At 67.1% G+C, this 18,304-nt stretch carries 12 protein-coding genes and 1 pseudogene; 6 read left to right on the forward strand and 7 right to left on the reverse strand.

Annotated features, from left to right (window positions below):
• Positions 1-6: 6 nt before the first annotated feature.
• Positions 7-1,901, forward strand: a pseudogene (locus DIR46_RS13100) (XrtA/PEP-CTERM system amidotransferase).
• Between the two features lie 61 nt (positions 1,902-1,962).
• On the opposite strand, the gene DIR46_RS13105 reads toward DIR46_RS13100, so the two are convergent.
• Genes DIR46_RS13105 through DIR46_RS13115 form a run of 3 tightly spaced genes read right to left on the reverse strand, consistent with a single transcriptional unit; the run spans position 1,963 to position 5,217 of the window.
• Positions 1,963-2,844, reverse strand: coding sequence for a hypothetical protein (locus DIR46_RS13105; protein WP_109345607.1), 882 nt, complete (start codon positions 2,842-2,844; stop codon positions 1,963-1,965).
• A gap of 13 nt (positions 2,845-2,857) precedes the next feature.
• A complete protein-coding gene (locus tag DIR46_RS13110; RefSeq protein ID WP_109345608.1) occupies positions 2,858-3,853 on the reverse strand; it encodes an NAD-dependent epimerase/dehydratase family protein in 996 nt (331 codons plus the stop codon).
• Positions 3,853-5,217 carry a UDP-glucose dehydrogenase family protein gene (locus DIR46_RS13115; RefSeq protein WP_109345609.1) on the reverse strand — a complete coding sequence of 455 codons (1,365 nt, stop codon included), beginning with the start codon at positions 5,215-5,217 and terminating at the stop codon, positions 3,853-3,855. Before DIR46_RS13115 ends, DIR46_RS13110 begins: the two co-directional genes overlap by 1 nt.
• Positions 5,218-5,542: 325 nt before the next feature.
• Here DIR46_RS13115 and DIR46_RS13120 point away from each other — a divergent pair, with 325 nt between their 5' ends.
• Positions 5,543-6,868: a putative O-glycosylation ligase, exosortase A system-associated gene (locus DIR46_RS13120; protein ID WP_109345610.1), complete on the forward strand. Its 1,326-nt coding sequence runs from the start codon at positions 5,543-5,545 to the stop codon at positions 6,866-6,868.
• On the opposite strand, the gene DIR46_RS13125 is transcribed toward DIR46_RS13120, so the two are convergent.
• Together DIR46_RS13125 and DIR46_RS13130 are read right to left on the reverse strand one after the other, a co-directional pair.
• Positions 6,865-8,112, reverse strand: a complete 1,248-nt coding sequence (locus tag DIR46_RS13125; RefSeq protein WP_109345611.1) for a pyridoxal-dependent decarboxylase, exosortase A system-associated — start codon at positions 8,110-8,112, stop codon at positions 6,865-6,867. The two genes, DIR46_RS13120 and DIR46_RS13125, sit on opposite strands and share 4 nt — an antisense overlap.
• A gap of 39 nt (positions 8,113-8,151) precedes the next feature.
• Positions 8,152-9,717, reverse strand: a complete 1,566-nt coding sequence (locus DIR46_RS13130; protein WP_109345612.1) for an acyl-CoA ligase (AMP-forming), exosortase A system-associated — start codon at positions 9,715-9,717, stop codon at positions 8,152-8,154.
• A 212-nt stretch (positions 9,718-9,929) separates the two neighbouring features.
• Here DIR46_RS13130 and DIR46_RS13135 point away from each other — a divergent pair, with 212 nt between their 5' ends.
• Together DIR46_RS13135 and DIR46_RS13140 are read left to right on the forward strand one after the other, a co-directional pair.
• Positions 9,930-11,153, forward strand: coding sequence for an aminotransferase class I/II-fold pyridoxal phosphate-dependent enzyme (locus DIR46_RS13135; protein ID WP_109345613.1), 1,224 nt, complete (start codon positions 9,930-9,932; stop codon positions 11,151-11,153).
• Positions 11,150-12,175, forward strand: coding sequence for a GNAT family N-acetyltransferase (locus tag DIR46_RS13140; RefSeq protein WP_109345614.1), 1,026 nt, complete (start codon positions 11,150-11,152; stop codon positions 12,173-12,175). The genes DIR46_RS13135 and DIR46_RS13140 overlap by 4 nt, the downstream gene beginning before the upstream one ends.
• A gap of 12 nt (positions 12,176-12,187) precedes the next feature.
• Here DIR46_RS13140 and DIR46_RS13145 read toward each other — a convergent pair whose 3' ends face one another.
• Positions 12,188-13,231: a polysaccharide deacetylase family protein gene (locus tag DIR46_RS13145; protein ID WP_109345615.1), complete on the reverse strand. Its 1,044-nt coding sequence runs from the start codon at positions 13,229-13,231 to the stop codon at positions 12,188-12,190.
• A gap of 516 nt (positions 13,232-13,747) precedes the next feature.
• Here DIR46_RS13145 and DIR46_RS13150 point away from each other — a divergent pair.
• Positions 13,748-16,030, forward strand: a complete 2,283-nt coding sequence (locus DIR46_RS13150) for a hypothetical protein (RefSeq protein WP_229446602.1) — start codon at positions 13,748-13,750, stop codon at positions 16,028-16,030.
• Positions 16,031-16,096: 66 nt separating this feature from the next.
• On the opposite strand, the gene DIR46_RS13155 is transcribed toward DIR46_RS13150, so the two are convergent.
• Positions 16,097-17,080 carry a hypothetical protein gene (locus tag DIR46_RS13155; RefSeq protein WP_109345617.1) on the reverse strand — a complete coding sequence of 328 codons (984 nt, stop codon included), beginning with the start codon at positions 17,078-17,080 and terminating at the stop codon, positions 16,097-16,099.
• A 342-nt stretch (positions 17,081-17,422) separates the two neighbouring features.
• Between DIR46_RS13155 and DIR46_RS13160 the strand changes: the two genes are divergently transcribed.
• Positions 17,423-18,301 carry a glycosyltransferase family A protein gene (locus DIR46_RS13160; protein ID WP_162819506.1) on the forward strand — a complete coding sequence of 293 codons (879 nt, stop codon included), beginning with the start codon at positions 17,423-17,425 and terminating at the stop codon, positions 18,299-18,301.
• Positions 18,302-18,304: the final 3 nt, after the last annotated feature.

An 18,304-nucleotide genomic window follows, 5' to 3' on the forward strand; every position in this document is an offset into this window, starting at 1 on the left:
ACCAGCATGTGCGGAATCGTCGGCATTTTTGATACCCAGGGAACTCGCGAGATCGACCGCGCGGCGCTGGGCCGCATGAACGAAAGCCAGCACCACCGCGGCCCGGACGAAGGCGAGCTGTATCTGGAAACGGCGCTCGGCATGGGCCACCGGCGGCTGTCGGTGATCGACCTGGCCAGCGGCCAGCAACCGATCCGCAACGCCCAGGGCGACGTGACGATGGTGTTCAACGGCGAGATCTACAATTACCGCGAGCTGCGCGACGAGCTGGTCGCGCTCGGCTTCGCCTTCCGCACCAAATCGGACACCGAGGTGCTGCTGCACGCCTACCAGGCCTGGGGCCAGGACTGCCTGCAGCGCCTGCGCGGCATGTTTGCCTTCGCCATCTGGGATCGAAAGAAGCAGACGCTGTTCCTGGCGCGCGACCATCTCGGCGTCAAGCCGATGTTCTACGCGCTGCTGCCGAACGGCCTGTTCGTGTTCGGCTCCGAACTCAAGTCGATCATGACCCACCCCGAACTGTCGCGCAAGCTCAACCCGCGCGCGGTCGAGGATTACTTTGCCTTCGGCTACGTGCCGGAACCGCACACCATCTTCCACGGCGCCTACAAGCTGGCGCCGGGCCACCGCATCACCCTGCGCGCGGGCGACACGGCGGTCCAGCCGGAACAGTACTGGGACATCCCGTTCCAGCGCGCGCCGCAGCGCCCGATGCAGGAAATCGAGCAGGAGCTGACGGCGCGGCTGCAGGAATGCGTGCAGAGCCAGATGGTGGCCGACGTGCCGCTGGGCGCCTTCCTGTCGGGCGGCGTCGACTCGAGCGCGGTGGTGGCGATGATGGCGCAGCAGAATCCCGATTCGGTGGTGACCTGCTCGATCGGCTTCGACGACCCCGAGTACGACGAATCGAAATACGCCAACGAAGTCGCCACCCGCTACCGCACCACCCACCATGCCCAGATCGTGGACAAGGACGACTACGGCCTGATCGATACCCTGGGCCGGCTGTACGACGAACCGTTCGCCGACAGCTCGGCGATCCCGACCTACCGCGTGTGCCAGCTGGCGCGCAAGCACGTCACGGTGTCGCTGTCGGGCGATGGTGGCGACGAGAGCTTCGCCGGCTACCGCCGCTACCGCTTCGCGATGGCCGAGCAGCGCGTGCGCGACAAGGTGCCGGCCGGCCTGCGCAAACCCGTATTCGGCACGCTGGGCCGGCTGTATCCGAAGGCCGACTGGGCGCCGCGCATGTTCCGCGCCAAGACCACCTTCGAGGCGCTGGCGCGCGACACGGTCGAAGGCTATTTCCATGGCGTGTCGAAGATGCCGGACCGGATCCGGGCCCAGTTGTTCTCGGATGCGTTCAAGCGCGAGCTGCAGGGCTATGAGGCGATCCAGGTGTTCCACGAGCACGCGGCCAGGTCGCCGACCGACGATCCGCTGTCGCTGATCCAGTACCTCGACTTCAAGACCTGGCTGCCGGGGACATCCTGACCAAGGTCGACCGCGCCAGCATGGCGCACTCGCTCGAGGTGCGGGTGCCGCTGCTGGACCACACCTTCGTCGAATGGGCCTCGACCCTGCCGCCCGACATCAAGCTGGGCGGCGGCGAAGGCAAGTACATCTTCAAGAAGTCGCTCGAGCCTTTCCTGTCGCACGACGTGCTGTACCGCGCCAAGAAGGGTTTCTCGATTCCGCTGGCGGCCTGGCTGCGCGGCCCGCTGCGCGACAAGCTGCGCGCGGCGGCGCTGTCGCCGCTGCTGCTCGACACCGGCATGTTCAACGAGCGCTTCCTGCGCGAGATGGTCGAACAGCATATCTCCGGCGGCAAGGACTACAGCACCCCGCTGTGGTCGGTGCTGATGTTCGAGACCTTCCTGCGGGTCAGCGCCGAGGCCTGAAACAATGTAAAAAGCCCGCGGTTCGCAAGAACCGCGGGCTTTCGGCAAGCCTGCGACGCCGCTAGCGCGAACGCGTCAGGCGTCCCAGATACCACTGGGCCATCGAGACATACCGCTTGCGCCACTGGCGCAGCCAGGCCTTCGGCGGCTTGATCGGATGCCACAGCACGTCCTTCTGGCGCCCGGGGCGCAGGCGGATATTCAGCGTGCCGAAGGTGCCGTTCTTGGCGAAGCCGTCGTTGGGCACGCCGTGGTAGCGCTTGTTGCGGTCTTCCTCGGCCACGAACTCGCCGGCGCCGCCGAAGTCGACCACGTTCATGCCGCCATGCTTGAGGATCGTGGCCCAGGCGTTCTCGCTGTGGGCGGTCCAGCCGGCGCGGTAGTAGCGGTCGATGAGGTCGAGCGCCGCGCCGCTGATGCGGAAGAACGTCAGGAACACCAGCCAGCTGTCGGCCGGCTTGAGGTCCAGGCCGGGCGCGTGCAGCATCGCGGAATACGTCCATTCCTCCTCGCCGCGCGCCAGGTGGGCGGCCAGCAGGTCGCCCTCGCGATGGGCCAGTCCGGCGAACAGGTCGTACAGCTCGCCCGAGTACTCGACGTCGTCCTCGACCACCCAATACTCGGCAAATTGCGGCTCTGCGCGCCGGAACAGCAGCGGCGGCAGGTCGCAGTTGCCGGGAATGAGCTTGAATGGACGCGCGGCGCCCTTGGCCGGATAGCCGAGGGTATCGATGGCGTCCGGGCCGTACACATGGTGCTCGATCTCGACGCCGTCGAGCACCACCTTGCGCACCTCGGTCCTGGCATTCGGCGTGTACGAGATGGCGGCGAAGCGGCATTGCGGTCCCAGGCGCAGGAAAGCGGCGCGAAAACGCAGCAGGCGCTTTTTCACGGCGGCCGGGTCGGTGGTCTGGAACAGCAGGATCTGAGGCTGGTCGTTCATGCTCGATCCCGCCTCATTTGCGTGCCGGCGCCCAGTCCCGGTACCAGGCCCAGAAACTGGCCAGACCGGCGGCCAGCGGCGTGGTCGGCGCGAAGTCGACCCAGGCCTTGAGCTTGTCGATCGAGGCATGGGTGGCCGGCACGTCGCCCGGCTGCATCGGCAGGAATTCCTTGCGCGCCTCGATGCCCATCGCGCCTTCCAGCGTCTGGATGAAGTCCAGCACCCGCACCGGATTGTGGTTGCCGATGTTGAACACGGTGTGCGCCGCGCGCGTCTCCGTGGCCGGCGTCGGCTTGAACAGCAGCCGCACCACGCCTTCGACGATGTCGTCGATATAGGTGAAGTCGCGCGTGAGCAGGCCTTCGGCGAACACCGGAATCGTGGCGCCGCGCGCCATCTTCTCGGCAAAGCTGAAATAGGCCATGTCAGGACGGCCCCACGGTCCGTACACCGTGAAGAAGCGCAGGCCGGTGGCCGGCAGCTTGAACAGGTGGCTGTACGAGTGCGCCATCAGCTCGTTGGACTTCTTGGTGGCGGCGTACAGCGAAACCGGGGCGTCGACCTGGTCGTCCTCGCTGAACGGCACCTTGGCGTTGGCGCCATAGACGCTGCTGCTGCTGGCGTACAGCAGGTGCTCGATCTTGCCGTGGCGGCAGGCTTCGAGGATGTTGCCGAAGGCGACCAGGTTCGACTGCACGTAGGCGGCCGGGTTCTCGAGCGAGTAGCGTACTCCGGCCTGGGCCGCCAGGTGCACCACCAGCGTCGGTCGCTCGCGCTCGAACAGCGCCGTGACCTGGGCCGCGTCGCTCAATTCCACCGTGTGGCAGGGCACGCCGGCCGGCGCCAGCAAGGCCGCCACGCGGTCGTGCTTCAAACGCGGATCGTAGTAGTCGTTGAAATTGTCGCAGCCGACCACCTGGTGGCCCATGGCCGCCAGGCGCGCCGCCACGAAACTGCCGACGAAGCCGGCGGCGCCCGTGACCAGGATGCGGTGGGTGCCCGTGATCATCAGGCGGCCTTCCGGCTGACGCGGCCGATGCCTTCGTAGGCCAGGCCGGCTGCGGCGACTTCCGCCGGATCATAGATGTTGCGGCCGTCGAAGATCGCCTTGCCGCGCAGGGTCTGGGCCAGGTGGCGGAAGTCCGGCGCGCGGAATTCCTTCCATTCGGTGACCAGCACCAGCACGTCGGCATTGTCGACCGCGGCGGTGGCCGAGCTGCAGATGGTCAGCATTTCCTGGACCCGGCCGGCGCCGTGGTCGCGCTCCAGCACGCGCAGCGCTTCGCTGCTGGCCACCGGATCGTAGGCGCGCACCTGGCAGCCGGCGGCAAACAGTTCCTTCAGCAGGATCAGGCTCGGCGCCTCGCGCATGTCGTCGGTGTTCGGCTTGAACGACAGGCCCCACAGCGCGACCGTCTTGCCGTTCAGGTGCTCCACGCCGCCGTAGAACCGGCACAGCTTCTTGAACAGGACGTTCTTCTGGTTGTCGTTGACGCGCTCGGTCGCTTCCAGGATATGCAGGGTCTGCTGGTGGCCGGCGCCGGTCTTGACCAGGGCTTTCACGTCCTTCGGGAAGCAGGAGCCGCCGTAGCCCATGCCGGCGTACAGGAATTGCGAGCCGATGCGCGGGTCCAGGCCCATGCCGTGGCGCACCGACTCGATGTCGGCGCCCAGCACTTCGGCCAGGTTGGCCAGCTCGTTCATGAAGCTGATGCGGGTGGCCAGCATGGCGTTGGCCGCGTACTTGGTCAGCTCGGCGCTGCGCACGTCCATCTCGACCAGCTTTTCGTGGTTGCGGCTGAACGGCGCGTACAGCTGGCGCATCAGGCGGGTGGCATTGGCGTCGTCGCTGCCGACCACGATGCGGTCGGGACGCATGAAGTCCTCGATCGCCGCGCCTTCCTTCAGGAATTCGGGATTGCTGACCACCGAGAACGCGACGGTGCTGCCGCGCTTGTCGAGCTCACCCTGGATCGCGGCGCGCACCTTGTCGGCGGTGCCGACCGGCACGGTCGACTTGTCGACCACCACCACCGGTTTTTCGATACGCTGGCCGATCGAGCGGGCCGCGGCCAGGATATGGGTCAGGTCGGCGCTGCCGTCCTCGTCCGGCGGGGTGCCCACCGCCAGGAACACGCATTCCGCGTGTGCGACGGCCTCGTCATAGCTGGTCGAGAACAGCAGGCGGCCGGCGGCGGCATTGCGCTCGACCATGGTGTCCAGGCCGGGTTCGTGGATCGGGATGACGCCATTCTTGAGCATGGCGATTTTTTCGTCGTTGACGTCCAGGCACAATACGGTGTTGCCGACGTCGGCGAAGCATGCGCCCGAAACCAGGCCCACGTAGCCGGTGCCAATGATAGTGATCTTCATGATTTGTCTGGAAGGTGGATTAACTGAACGAAAGAACCGGTGAAAGCGCACGCCGTGCGCGCCGTTTTTTCTTGTGCCGGGTGTTGCTTCAGCGAGTAACGATAAGGCGTAACAGTGCTGATTGGAACTTGAATTATAGTATCATGCTTGTCAAAAATTTATGCGTCTGGCGTCAATCGTGCTGCCCTCCGGAAAAATTTTTCGCATAATGGCGGCATTGCTTTTTAACAAATACCGATCCGGCGCCAGCGCTTCCCGGCGCGCTTTGGAACCCTGCCCATCCCTATGACACCATCCATTCCAAGCATTCCGAGGCAGCCCGGCCATGCGTGACATCATCCTGTTGTTTGCCTTCGTGGCGATCATTCCCTATATCTTCAAGCGCCCGGTGGTCGGCGCCATGGCCTACGCCGTGGTCAGCCTGATGAATCCCCACCGCCTGAGCTACGGCTTCACGCAGAACTTCGCGTTCGCGATGTACCTGTCGATCATTACCCTGGTGGCGGTCATGGTCTCGCGCGAGCCGAAGAAGATCCCGATGTCGCCGCTGGTGGTGATGCTCGTGATTTTCTTCGGCTGGATGACGGTCACCACCATCTTCGCCCAAGTGCCTGCCGCGGCCTGGCAGGACTGGGACCGGTTCAGCAAGATCATCCTGATGATCTTCCTCACCATCATGACGGTGCGCACCCGCAAGGATGCCCAGATGCTGGCCATCGTGGTGGCGCTGTCGATCGGCTTCTGGGGTGTCAAGAGCGGCATCTTCGTCATCTTCAGCGGCGGCGGCGAAGGCATGCTCGGACCGCGCGCGAGTTTCATCAGCGACAACAACACGCTGGCGCTGGCGCTGGTGACGATCACGCCGCTGCTGGTCTATCTTGTGACCCAGGTCCATGGAAAATGGCTCAAGCGCGCAGTGCTGGCCATGGCCGCCCTCACCGCGCTGGGTGCGATCGGCTCGTACTCGCGCGGCGCCTTCCTTGCCGTCTTCATGATGGGCTTTTTCCTGTGGCTCAAGTCGCACCATAAGCTCAAGACCGGCATCGCCTTCCTGCTCCTGGTGCCCATCGTCCTGCTGGCCATGCCCGAGGAATGGATAGGAAGGATGCACACCATCCAGACGTACGACGAGGACGCCTCCGCGACCGGGCGCATCAACTCCTGGCTGTTCGCGATCAATATCGCCAACGAGTTCGTGCTGGGCGGCGGGCCGAACGTGTTCGCGCCCCATATGTTCATGCTGTATGCGCCGGAGCCGGAGCGCTATTACGATGCCCACAGCATCTATTTCCAGGTGCTGGGTGAGCAGGGCTACATCGGCCTGGCGATTTTCCTGACCATGTTCCTGGTGGCCTGGCGCCTCGGCTCGCGGGTGATCCGCTTCTGCCGCGACAAGCCGGACCTGGCCTGGGCCCTGATGCTGGCGCGCATGTGCCACGTCAGCATCATCGGCTACATGACCGCCGGCGCCTTCCTGACCCTGGCCTATTACGACCTGATCTACTACGTGTTCGCGATCCTGATCGTCCTCGACAAGGTGCTGATCCGCATGCCGGTCCAGGAAGATATCCCGCCGATGCGCATCCCGTTCATGCAGGACCGCATCAACCGCTGGCTGGGCAAGGCGCCCGACGCCAGGGCGCAGAGCTAGACCAGCACTTCCAGCGCCGGCGGATGGCCGAGGAACATGGCCGGGCTGGCGCTGGCGCCGTAGGCGCCGGACTGGAACACCACCACCAGATCGCCGACGCGGGCATGGGCCAGCGGCATGCGGTCGGCCAGGATGTCGAGCGGGGTGCACAAGGGGCCGGTGGCCGAGGCCGGGCCGCTGTCCGGCGCGTCGCCCCCGGCATTCATGCGGTTGCCGACCGCCACCGGATAATTCTTGCGGATCACCTGGCCCAGGTTGCCCGAGGCCGCCAGGTGGTGGTGCATGCCGCCGTCCAGCACCAGGAATACCTCGCCGCGCGAGACCTTGCGGTCGATCACGCGCGCCACATACACGCCGGCTTCGCCGACCAAATAGCGTCCCAGTTCCAGCGCCAGCCGCGCCTGCGGCAGCGCCGCGGCCAGGCGCGGCAGCCAGGCCGCCAGGTGCTCGCCCATCGGCGCCGGATCGATACGCGCTTCGCCCGGGAAGTACGGGATGCCGAGGCCTCCGCCGATGTTCAGCTGGCGCACCGCCAGCGGGCTGCCCTCCGCCAGGCGCATGGCCAGCTCGATGCTGCGCGATTGCGCCTCGACGATGGCGTCCAGGCGCAGGCTCTGCGAACCGCTGAAGATGTGGAAACCCTGGAAATCCAGGCCCAGGCTGGCCACCTGTTTCAGCAGCGCCGGCGCCAGTTCCTCGTCGATGCCGAAGGGCTTGGCGCCGCCGCCCATCTTCATGCCCGACGACTTGAGCTCGAAGGCCGGATTGATGCGCAGCGCCACGCGCGGCGTGATGCCGAGCTCCGCGCCGATGCGCGCGGCACTGGCCAGCTCGTGTTCGGACTCGATGTTCAGGCACACCCCTGACGCGATCGCCTGGCGCAGTTCCGCTGGCGTCTTCGCCGGGCCGGCGAAGCTGATGTGGGCCGGATCCTTGCCGGTGTCGAGCGCGGTTTTCAGTTCGCCGCCGGAGGCGACGTCGAGGCCGTCGACCAGGCCCGCCATGTGCTGCACCAGGGCCGGCATCGGATTGGCCTTGATCGAATAATGCAGCGCCACCTGCGGCGGCAGGATCGCGCGCAGGCCCGCCACCTGCGCGCTGCAGACGGCGCGGTCGACCGCGAAGAACGGCGTGCGGCCGACGCGCTCGGCCAGCCGGGTGAGCGGGATGGCGCCGACTTGCAGGACGTCGTCGACCACGGGGAAATGAATCTGGGGAGCGTGCTGGGGCTTGGTGCCGGTCATGGGAATATACTGGAACAGGTGCGGTGGGTCCGGACGTTGTTACTCTCCGGGCTGGAAGGTCGTGCGCAGCAGATTGCGGTCGATCTTGCCGTTCGGGTTGCGCGGCAGCGCCTCGCCGCGCACGACGATGTGGGCCGGGATCATGTAGGCCGGCAGCCGGCGCCGGCATTCGGCCAGCAGCGCGGCGCGGTCGACCGCACCGAGGTCGGCCACCGCCACCGCCACGATGGCCTGGCCCAGCGTCTCGTCGGCGATGCCGAACACCGCCACCTCGTTCACCAGGCCGCTGGCATGCAGCACGCTCTCGACTTCGGTCGGGCTGATGCGGTAGCCGGACACCTTGATCATCTCGTCGCTGCGGCCGATGAAGTACAGGTAGCCGTCGGCGTCGCGCCGCACGGTGTCGCCCGACCACACGGCCAGCTCGGGCAACGGCAGCGCCGGATCCTGGCCGGGAGCCGGGCGGAAGCGCTGGGCGGTGCGCGCCGGGTCGTTCCAGTAGCCCAGCGCCACCAGGGCGCCACGGTGCACCAGTTCGCCCGGCTCGTCGGCCTCGCACAGGCTGCCGTCGGGACGCACCACCAGCACCTCGGCGTTGGGGATCGCGCGGCCGATCGAATCGGGGCGGCGCGCCAGTTCGGCCGGCGGCAGATACGTCGAACGGAAGGCTTCCGTAAGGCCGTACATCAGGTAGATCTCGGCGCGCGGCAGCGCGGCCCGCAGCGCCTCGACCGTCACCACCGGCATGGCGCCGCCGGAGTTGGTGATGAAGCGCAGCGTGCAATCGGCCGGCCACTCCAGGCGCGACAGGGCGATCCACAGCGGCGGCACCGCGGCCAGGCCGGTGATGCGCTCGGCGCGCACGGCGGCCACGATGTCCTTCGGGAACAGGTAGTTCATCAGCACCACGCAGGCCCCGCGCAGGAAGGCGGTGGTCAGCTGGCTCAGGCCATAGTCGAAGCTCAGCGGCAGCACCGCCAGCAGGCGGTCGTCGGCCCGTACGCCCAGGTAGCCGGCCACGCTGGCGGCGCCGGCCACCATGTTCCGGTGCGACAGCACCACGCCCTTGGGGGCGCCGGTGCTGCCCGAGGTGTACAGGATGGCCGCCATGTCGGTGTCGATGCGGCGGTGCGGCGTGAACGATGCCGCAGTCGCGGGCTGCGGCCAGTGCAGCAGCGCCAGGCCCTGGGCGAGCGGCGCCGGCCGGGCGCCGTCGGTCAGCAGCAGCGCGCGCAGGTCGGGGCAGCCGGCCAGGCTGGCGGCCAGCTGGGCCTGGCGCTCGGGCGTCGTCACCAGCAGGCGCACATTGCAGTCGGCCAGGATATAGGCCACCTGCTCGGGTTTCAGCAAGGGATTGACCGGCACGAACACGCAGCCGGCGGCGGCCGCGCCGAACATGGCCACCACGTTCTCGATGCGCTTTTCCATGTACACCGCGACCCGCTCGCCCGGCTGCATGCCCTGGGCCAGGAACAGGGCCGCCGCCGCGCTTACCTGGTCGGCCAGTTCGCGGTAGGTGCAGCGCGCCGCGCCGTAGGCCAGGGCCGCGGCGTCGGGAGTGCGCGCCGCGCTGTCGAAGATGCTGTCGTGGATCAGGTGGTTCATTGCATAGTGGGTCCGGTGGCCGCATCGCGCGAAATGGCGCGGCGCATCCGCCACGCAGCTGCCATCTTACCAGTTCGGGCCATGCAACAAGGGAATGCATGCCTTTTCGACATCACTTCACGAGCGCGCGCACGGCGGCGGGTGCGCGGAAACGGCAGGTCAGCATGTTATATTTAAATCATGCCTAGAATAAACACATCCGTAGCGCCAGCATGACCCCTACCCGCGATCGCCGAGCCATTCCCTCCGTTCCGGTGCTTTCGTCCGACACGTTCACTGGCCGGGGCCACACCCTGCCGGCACTGGACGACGCGCCCGCGGTGCAGCCGGTCACGAGCGGCCGGATCGCGATCGGCATGGCGCTGCGCGCGCTCGGCGTCGGCCCGGGCGACCGGGTGCTGGTGCCGGCCTACCACAGCCCCTCGATGATTCCGCCCGTGCACTGGCGCGGGGCCGAGGCGGTGTTCTATCGTGTCCATCCCGACACCACGGCCGACCTCGACGACGTGGCGAGTAAACTGGGGCCCGGCGTGAAGGCCGTCATGGCCACCCATTTCTTCGGCTTCCCGCAAGACCTGCGCGCCCTGCGCGCGCTGTGCGACGCTCACGGCGCCGCCCTGATCGAGGATTGCGCCCACTGCTACTTCGGCGAGCGCGATGGCGTCGCGGTCGGCGCCAGCGGCGACTATGCAATCGGCAGCAGCATGAAATTCTTCCCCGTCTTCGAAGGCGGCTGCCTGGTCTCGCATCGGCACGCGCTTCCGTCGGACCTGCACGGCGGCGGCCGTGGCTTCGAAGCCAAAGCCGCGCTCGGCGCGCTCGAGGCCAGCTTCGGCCACGGTCGCCTGCCCTTGCTGCAAGCCGCGCTGGCCCTGCCGCTGCGCCTGAAGACCATGCTGTGGAATCGGGTCAAGGCGCGCAGGGAGGCGCACAGCAAGACAAGCGCCGGCCCGGCCCCGGCGCTGGCCCCGTCCTCGTCGGACAGCAGCTTCGATTTCGATCCGCGCTGGGTCGACCGCCGCTCGTCATGGTTCTCGCGCAGCGTCCTGCGGCGCGCCGGGCGCGCGCGCCTGGTCGACGCACGGCGCCGCAACTACCTGGAACTGATGCGCGCGCTGGCCGGCGCGCCTGGCTGGCAGCCGCTGTTCGCGGCGCTGCCCGCCGGCGCCTGCCCCTGGGTGTTCCCGCTGCTGGCCGAGCATCCGGAAGCGCTGTTCGAACGCCTGCGCGCCGCCGGCGTGCCGATGGTGCGCTTCGGCGCCAGCCTGTGGCCCGGGGTCGACGCCGGCGTGTGCGCCAACAGCGTGGCGCTCGGCCGGCGCCTGTTCGGCCTGCCCGTGCACCAGGAATTGCGCGATGACGAACGCGCCTGGCTGGCCGCCACCGTGCGCCGCGCGCTGGAAGGCGCGGGGGAAGCGGCGGGAGCGGCGGCATGAACTGGCGCGTGGTCCCGGCCGCCGACCTGCTCGCCCGGCCCGAGCACCTGGAGCGCTGGCGCCGCCTGCACCGGGACAGCGCCGGCTCGCCGCTGCTGGCGCCCGAGTTCGCGGTCGCCGCGCTGTCCGTGTTCGGCAGCGGCCGCGAGCGGCTGGCCTGGCATGAGCGCGATGGCGAGACCGACATCATGACGATCCTGGCGCCGTCGCGCGGCGGCGCCTGGAACACCTTCCAGCCTTCGCAGGCGCCGGTCGGCCTGTGGCTGCAGCGCGACGCGCAGGCGCCCGCGGTGCTGCCCGAGCTGCTGCGCCAGCTTCCCGGCGCCGCCCTGATGCTCGGCGTCACCCAATGCGACCCGATGCTGATGCCCCGTCCCGCCGATGCGGCCGACGGCGGCCTGCGCACCCTGGACTATATCGAGACCGCCCGCGTCACCCTGCCGGCCAGCTTCGACGACTACTGGAACACGCGCGGCAAGAACCTGCGCGGCAACCTGCGCAAGCAGCGCAAGCGCCTGCAGGACGACGGCGTGCCGACCCGGCTCCAGGCCAGCCGCGCGGCGCACGAGATGGCGGCCGCGGTCGAGGACTACGGGCGCCTGGAAAGCGCCGGCTGGAAGGCGAAGGACGGCACCGCCGTCGCCGCCGGCAACGAGCAGGGCCGCTTCTACCGCGCCATGCTGGAAGCCTTCGCCGCCATGGACGCGGCCTGCGTCTACCGCTACTTCATCGGCGAGCGGCTGGCGGCGATGGACTTGTGCGTCGAGGGGGGCGACTGCATCGTCGTGCTCAAGACGGCGTACGACGAGAGCATCGGCAACGGCCTGTCGCCGGCGCTCCTGATGCGCGAGGAAGCCACGCGCGACATCATCGCGTCGCGCCGCTTCGAGCGCATCGAATTCTATGGCCGGGTGATGGAGTGGCACCTGCGCTGGACCGACGAGGTGCGCACCATGTACCACCTGAACGCCTATCGCTGGCCCTGGCTGGGCCGGCTGCACGCGCGCGCCGCCGGGCGCTGACCCGGCCCGGCGTCAGCGCACCGTTTCGAGCGTGCGCGTCACGCTCACGGCTTGCGGCGCCAGCGCTGCGCCAACCTGCGACAAGGCCATGAACTGGCCTCCGATCTCGTCGCGGAACCAGGCGCAATAATCGTGGATCGAAGAGATCAGGCGTTCGCGGTCGGCCGCGTCGCGCACATAAGGCGTGTGCCCCGGCACCAGCGAAGGGCTGTGGTAAGTGAGCGAAAACACTTCGCAGCCGCCGGCGCGCAGCGCGCGCGTCAGGCGCCGCATCTCGTCGCCGCTGGCGACTTCGGGACTCAGACGGATGCGCTCGAGCGCCCGGGTGCGCGCCAGCACGCCGCCCATGCGCAGCGCGCGTCCCGCCGGGCTGCGCGCCAGGTCGAACAGGCGCGATCCCATGCCGCGCAGCCAGCCCGCGTAGCCGGTGGTCACCGGCAGCTCGAGCAGGCGTCGTCCGCCGGCCTCAAACCAGTAGGGATGCTCGTCGAAGGCGCGAAAATCCGGGGCGCCGTCTTCCTCGAAACGGGTGTAGGGCACCACGCTGGCGTCGATCTCGTAGCCCAGCGCTGCCGCCGCCTCGGCGCTATGCGGCCCCAGGCCGTAGCGGCCGGCCTTGAAGGCGGTCGGGGCGCGGCCGAAGGCGTCGCCGATGGCGTTGGTGAGCATGCGCAGCTTGGCCAGTTCGAGCTCGCGCGGCAGATTGCCGGCGTAGGAATTGAAGCGCGTGACCTGTTCTTCATATGGCGGCGAGACCCATGGGTGCAGCTGGGTGCCGATGTCGCAGCGTCCTTCCTGCATCAGGCGGCGCAGGGTGGCGACGGCCTGCGGGGCGGTGGCCACCGGCCAGTCGACCATATATGCCGGCACGATCCCGAAACGGTCGAACACGCGCTCGTGCATCAGGGGCTGGGCCGCGACCGAGGCGGTATCGACGTTGGCGCGGTCGAATGGCCGGTCCCAGGCGAATTCTTCCTCGGTATCGACGATCACGATCAGGACCGGCGGTCGCCCGGCCGCCAGCCTGGCCGCTACATGGTTGGTTGTGCTTAGCATTGCATCATTTCCGCGAAGCCCGAGTGCGCCACATGGGCGCAGCACAACGGCCGGCACTGTGTCCTTGAATAACAGGGACTGGCCATGTCGCCAGTCCATTGATGTTGTCATCCTATCACAGCCAGGAATGATTCGATGTCAACTTCGCAATTGTGCAAACAACCTGCACTTCCTAAATTCGATAAATATGAAACCAAGTATAGAAGAAAAGTGATGCTGGAAGGCACAAAAACGAAATTCGCAGACCAGTAAATGTATTAAAACCAAGAGACTTGTTGCTTTTTCACGGTTTTTATCAAAAATACGCTTGACTTTGTTCGCGTCAATACTTTCAAAAGCGCTATTTTCGTTGTTTTTGCGCAGAAAATCGGCAAAATCTGTTCAGAATTGGCCCACGGAAATTTTTAACGGGGTAAAGTTCAGTTCCACACGGAAATTAAATTTCTTTTGCGAACTTTTCTTTTTACCCAAATGAACTCTGACCAGATGCTCCCGAGCCGCGCGGACCGTGGCAATGTGCGAACCTCCCAGCCGGTCCGCCTGCCTGCGCGTTGCGCCTCGATCCTCGCCACCGTACTGAGCGCCGCCCTGCTGAGCGCCTGCGGCGGCGGTGGCGGCGAAGATCTCGCGTCCGAGACCGTTTCGTACACCGACTCCGGCACGTCGCTGGCCAAGGCCACCGTCGTGGCCCCGCGTCCGGCCACTCCAACCGTGCTGACCCCGGTGACCGGCAACACCCCGGCCGCGATCGTCGCCGGCGCCACCATCACCGATTTCGAGATCCAGAACCTGGGCGCGGCCCAGACCAATGTGCCGTTCACCTTCGGCCAGGTGATCGCGGCTGGCCAGATGGCCAAGACCGAAGGCCTGGCGGCGCGCCTGTCGAACGGCACCCTCATGCGCCTGCAGGCCGACGTCAAGGCCACCCATGCCGACGGCTCGGTGCGTCACCTGGTCGTGTCCGGCATCCTGCCAAGCCTGGCCGCCGGCCAGATCGAGAAGATCCAGCTGGTCAAGTCGACCCCGTCGGAGAAAAGCGCCGTCACCCTGCAGGACCTGGCCGCCAGCGGCCTGACCAGCGACGTGCAGGTGACCTACGAGGGCGTGCAATACAGCGCCTCGCTCGCCACCGCGCTGGCCGCGCCGAAGCCGGTCAGCTGGCTGTCGGGCGCCGTCGTCAACGAATGGATCGTCACCGCGCCGCTCAAGAGCGCCGCCGGTGTGGTGCATCCGCGCTTCACCGCCAGCTTCGCCGTGCGCTGGTATCCGGGCCTGAAGCAGGCGCGGGTCGATGCGATCGTCGAGAACACCATGACGTTCAAGGCTTCGCACAATATGAAGTATGACGTCAACGTGAACGTCGCCGGCCGCTCGATCTACGCCAAGGCCGGCCTGATGCACATGCACCACACCCGCTGGCACCAAAGCGCCTGGTGGGACGGCGCGCGCACCCCGGACATCCACGTGCGTCCGAACGTCGCCTACCTGATCGCCTCGAAAGCGGTGTCGAACTACGACCAGAGCGTCAAGCCGACCGAAGCGATGCTGGCCACCATGGGCAATCAGCTCAACGCCGACAATACCGGCCCGATGAAGATCGGCCTGGTGGTCCCGGCCATGGGCGGCACCGGCGGCCGCCCCGACCTCGGTCCGCTGCCGATGTGGAGCGTGTCCTACCTGCTGTCGCTGGACATGCGCGCCCGCAACGCCATGATGGCGGTGGCCGACGGTTCGGGCAGCTGGTCGATCCACATGCGCGACGAGAAGACCGGTTTCCCGCTGCGCGTGGACAACGACGCCTACAAGAACACCTCGACCCACATGAACCTGGCCAACAAGGGCCCGCTGCCGGTGCCGCGCTGCGCCAACAACGACAAGAAGCTGTGCGGCTCGCCGTACACCCACGATACCGCCCACCAGCCGTCGATGGCCTACCTGCCCTACCTGCTGACCGGCGACTATTATTACCTGGAAGAGCTGCTGTTCTGGGCCGCCAGCAATCCGCTGGAAACCGATGCGGCGAACTCGGGCTACGGCCAGGGCCTGGTGCGCTGGCAGCAGGTGCGCGGCCAGGCCTGGTCGCTGCGCACGCTGGGCCATGCCGCCTACATCACGCCGGACGCCCATACGCTGAAGGACTATTTCGTCAAGCAGCTCGACAACAACCTGAAGTTCTACCACGCGACCTACGTCACCGGCAATCCGAACCAGCTGGGCGTGTATGACGGTTCCGGCACCGGCTCGTTCAAGGTAGCGGCGTCGGCGCCGTGGCAGGACGACTTCCTGACCTGGAGCTTCGGTTACCTGGTCGAACTCGGCTTCGACAAGGCCCTGCCGATCCTCCAGTGGAAGGCGAAGTATCCGGTCAACCGCATGACCACGCCGGGCTTCTGCTGGATCCAGGCCTCGGCCTACCATATGGAGTTCCGCCCGAGCGCCACGGCGCCGCTGTTCAGCGACCTGGCGAGCATGCACCAGTATAACTTTGGCGGCGACACCATCCTGAACGAGAGCAAGAAGCTGAAGCACCCGAAAGGCCTGAAATACATCGACCAGCCTTGCGCCAGCAAGGAGCAGAGCGACTGGCTGCGCGCCGCCAGCAACGGCCACTGGTCGCCGGGCCGCATGTCGGGCTTCTCGGATTCGACGATGGGTTATCCGTCGAACATGCAGCCGGCGCTGGCGGTGGCGGCCAATTCGGGCATCGCCAACGCGGCCCAGGCCTGGACCGTCTTCAGCGGCCGCGCCGACAAGCCTGACTACAGCAAGGGCCCGCAGTGGGACATCGTCCCGCGCTGATCGCAGGCGGCATCCCGGCCGACCGCGCCTGAAAGCGCGTCGCCCGGGGTTCGGCAGGAGGCGCCGTCACCGCAAGGTGGCGGCGCTTTTTTCATGTGGCGTGCGCCAGGCGCGCAGCCGGCAGCGCAGGCTGCGCAGGCCCAGGCTGGCCAGCGCCAGCGGCGCCGGCGTCCTGCGCGCCGCAAGTGTCTCGAACAGCAGCGCGGCCCAGGCCCGGGTGCATTCCTCGGCGCGCACCTGTTCGCCGCGGCGCAGCCCGTTCTCGACCATGGCCCGGTACAGCTGCGGCTCGGCCGCCAGGCGCGCCAGCGCCGCGCCTGCCTCCTGCGCCGACGCCACTTCGATGTAGTCGAGCGGCGAGCGCCGCAGTTCGCGGTAAGCCTGCTCGGGACCGAGAATGGCCGGCACCCCGGCCAGCCAGGCATTGATCAATTTGCTGGCCGGCTTCTTGGCATGCAGGTGGGACAGGTCCTTGCGCATCGCCAGCACCACGTCGGTGTCGTGGTAATCGTTCCAGCTGGTCTGGTAGGAGGCGGCATTGCCGCCCCAGGCCACCGCGTCGCAGCGCCATTCGATGCCCTGCCGCCGCAAGCCTTCCGCCCATTCGGGCGCGGCGAATTCGGGCGTCATCTCCCCCACCGTGCCCTTGAAGGCGACCGTCCGCACGGCGCTGCCGCGCAGCGCGTCGCGCGGCACCAGTCCTGGCTGCGGCCAGTGCTGGATGTGGAAGGCGGCGACGCCGTCGGCGCAGGCGCCGTTCTGCACGATCTCGACGTCGGCATGCGGCTGGCGCGGACGGTCGGCGCGCGCCGCCACGATCGTCAGCGCCGCGTTCCAGCGCCGGCGGCACAGCAGCACAGGCACATGGTCGGCATGCGCCACCACCAGGCCGGACGCCGGCGCCTGCGCCGTGAGCACCACCGGGTAGCCGGCCCGCTTCAGGCGCAGATAGGTCTGGCCGACCCAGACCTGCACACCGGTGCTGAACAGTTTCCAGTCCCGGTCCGGGTCGGCATCCTGGAACAGGCTGACCTGCTGTGGATCGGGCATGAAAAATGTTACTCGTTCATTACTCAATGGCACTCCGTACGTGAATTTTTTGTAGAACCATGCTGGTCCCCGCGCACTGGATGCGCCTGAAGCGTGACGATAATGTTAAATGGCAAAAAATGCAGCACGGAACGCGTGCGGCCAGGAAATCAGCATATAATAATCGCGCGCTATTGCAAGAAAGGCAAGAATATCACATCAGCGCCCATCAATCAGGCACATGTGACGCGCGCCCGGATGCCGATACAGGAGTAAGTCAGGATGTCTTTAATACAGCGGATAGTTCAGCGCCTGAAACGGGATTATTTCCGTTCGCGGCACACGAAGGTGACCAGACAGGTCTTGTCGACCCCTCCGGTGGAGCGTGGCAAGCTGCCGTTCATGCTGCTGTCCATGGTCCATACCCGCGACGTTCTCGCGTATCTTGTCGCGCTCAAGTCCTTCGTCCGTTACGCTAACGCGGAGCGGGTCGTCGTGGTATGCGATCCCTCGATCACCGACGAGGACCGGGCCGTGCTGCGCCAGCATGTGCCGCACATCGAACTGCACCACGCCGACGAATTCGTCCATCCCGACATTCCGCGCGGCGGCGTGTGGGAAAGGCTGTACGCGATCTCGGGCTTCGTGCGCGAAACCTACGTGGTCCAGCTCGACGCCGATACCGTCACGGTCCAGCCGATCCCCGAAATCGTGGAAGGCGTGCGCAACGGCACCGGTTTCGTGCTGGCCGACCTGCCCGACACCCCGCTGCGGCAGCTGCCGGCGGTGCGCGAACATGCGCTGCGCGTGCTCAAGCCGGGCGCCCACATCCAGACCATTTCCGAGAGCGAGATGGTCAACGTCGGCCTGCCGCAGGACGCCCTGTACGTGCGCGGCTGCGCCGGGTTCACGGGCTTTCCGCGCTCGGAGACCATGCGCGACGCCATGCTCGATTTTTCGCGCCGCATGACCGCCAAGCTGGGCGAGGACTGGAGACGCTGGGGCACCGAGCAGGTGACCTCGAATTACCTCGTGGCCAACGCCCGCGGCACCCGTTCCCTGCCCTTCCCCAAGTACGGCACCCCCGATTGCGCCACCGCCGACACCGCCTTCCTGCACTTCATCGGCTCGATGCGCTTCATTAACGGCAAGTACGAAGCGACCTCGCGCGACGCGATCCGCTCGCTCGGCGCGGCGCCGGACGCCGCCGCTCCACTGGCGCAGTCGACCACGGCGCGCTGATAC

The organism is Massilia oculi (assembly GCF_003143515.1).
Classification (GTDB): domain Bacteria; phylum Pseudomonadota; class Gammaproteobacteria; order Burkholderiales; family Burkholderiaceae_D; genus Telluria; species Telluria oculi.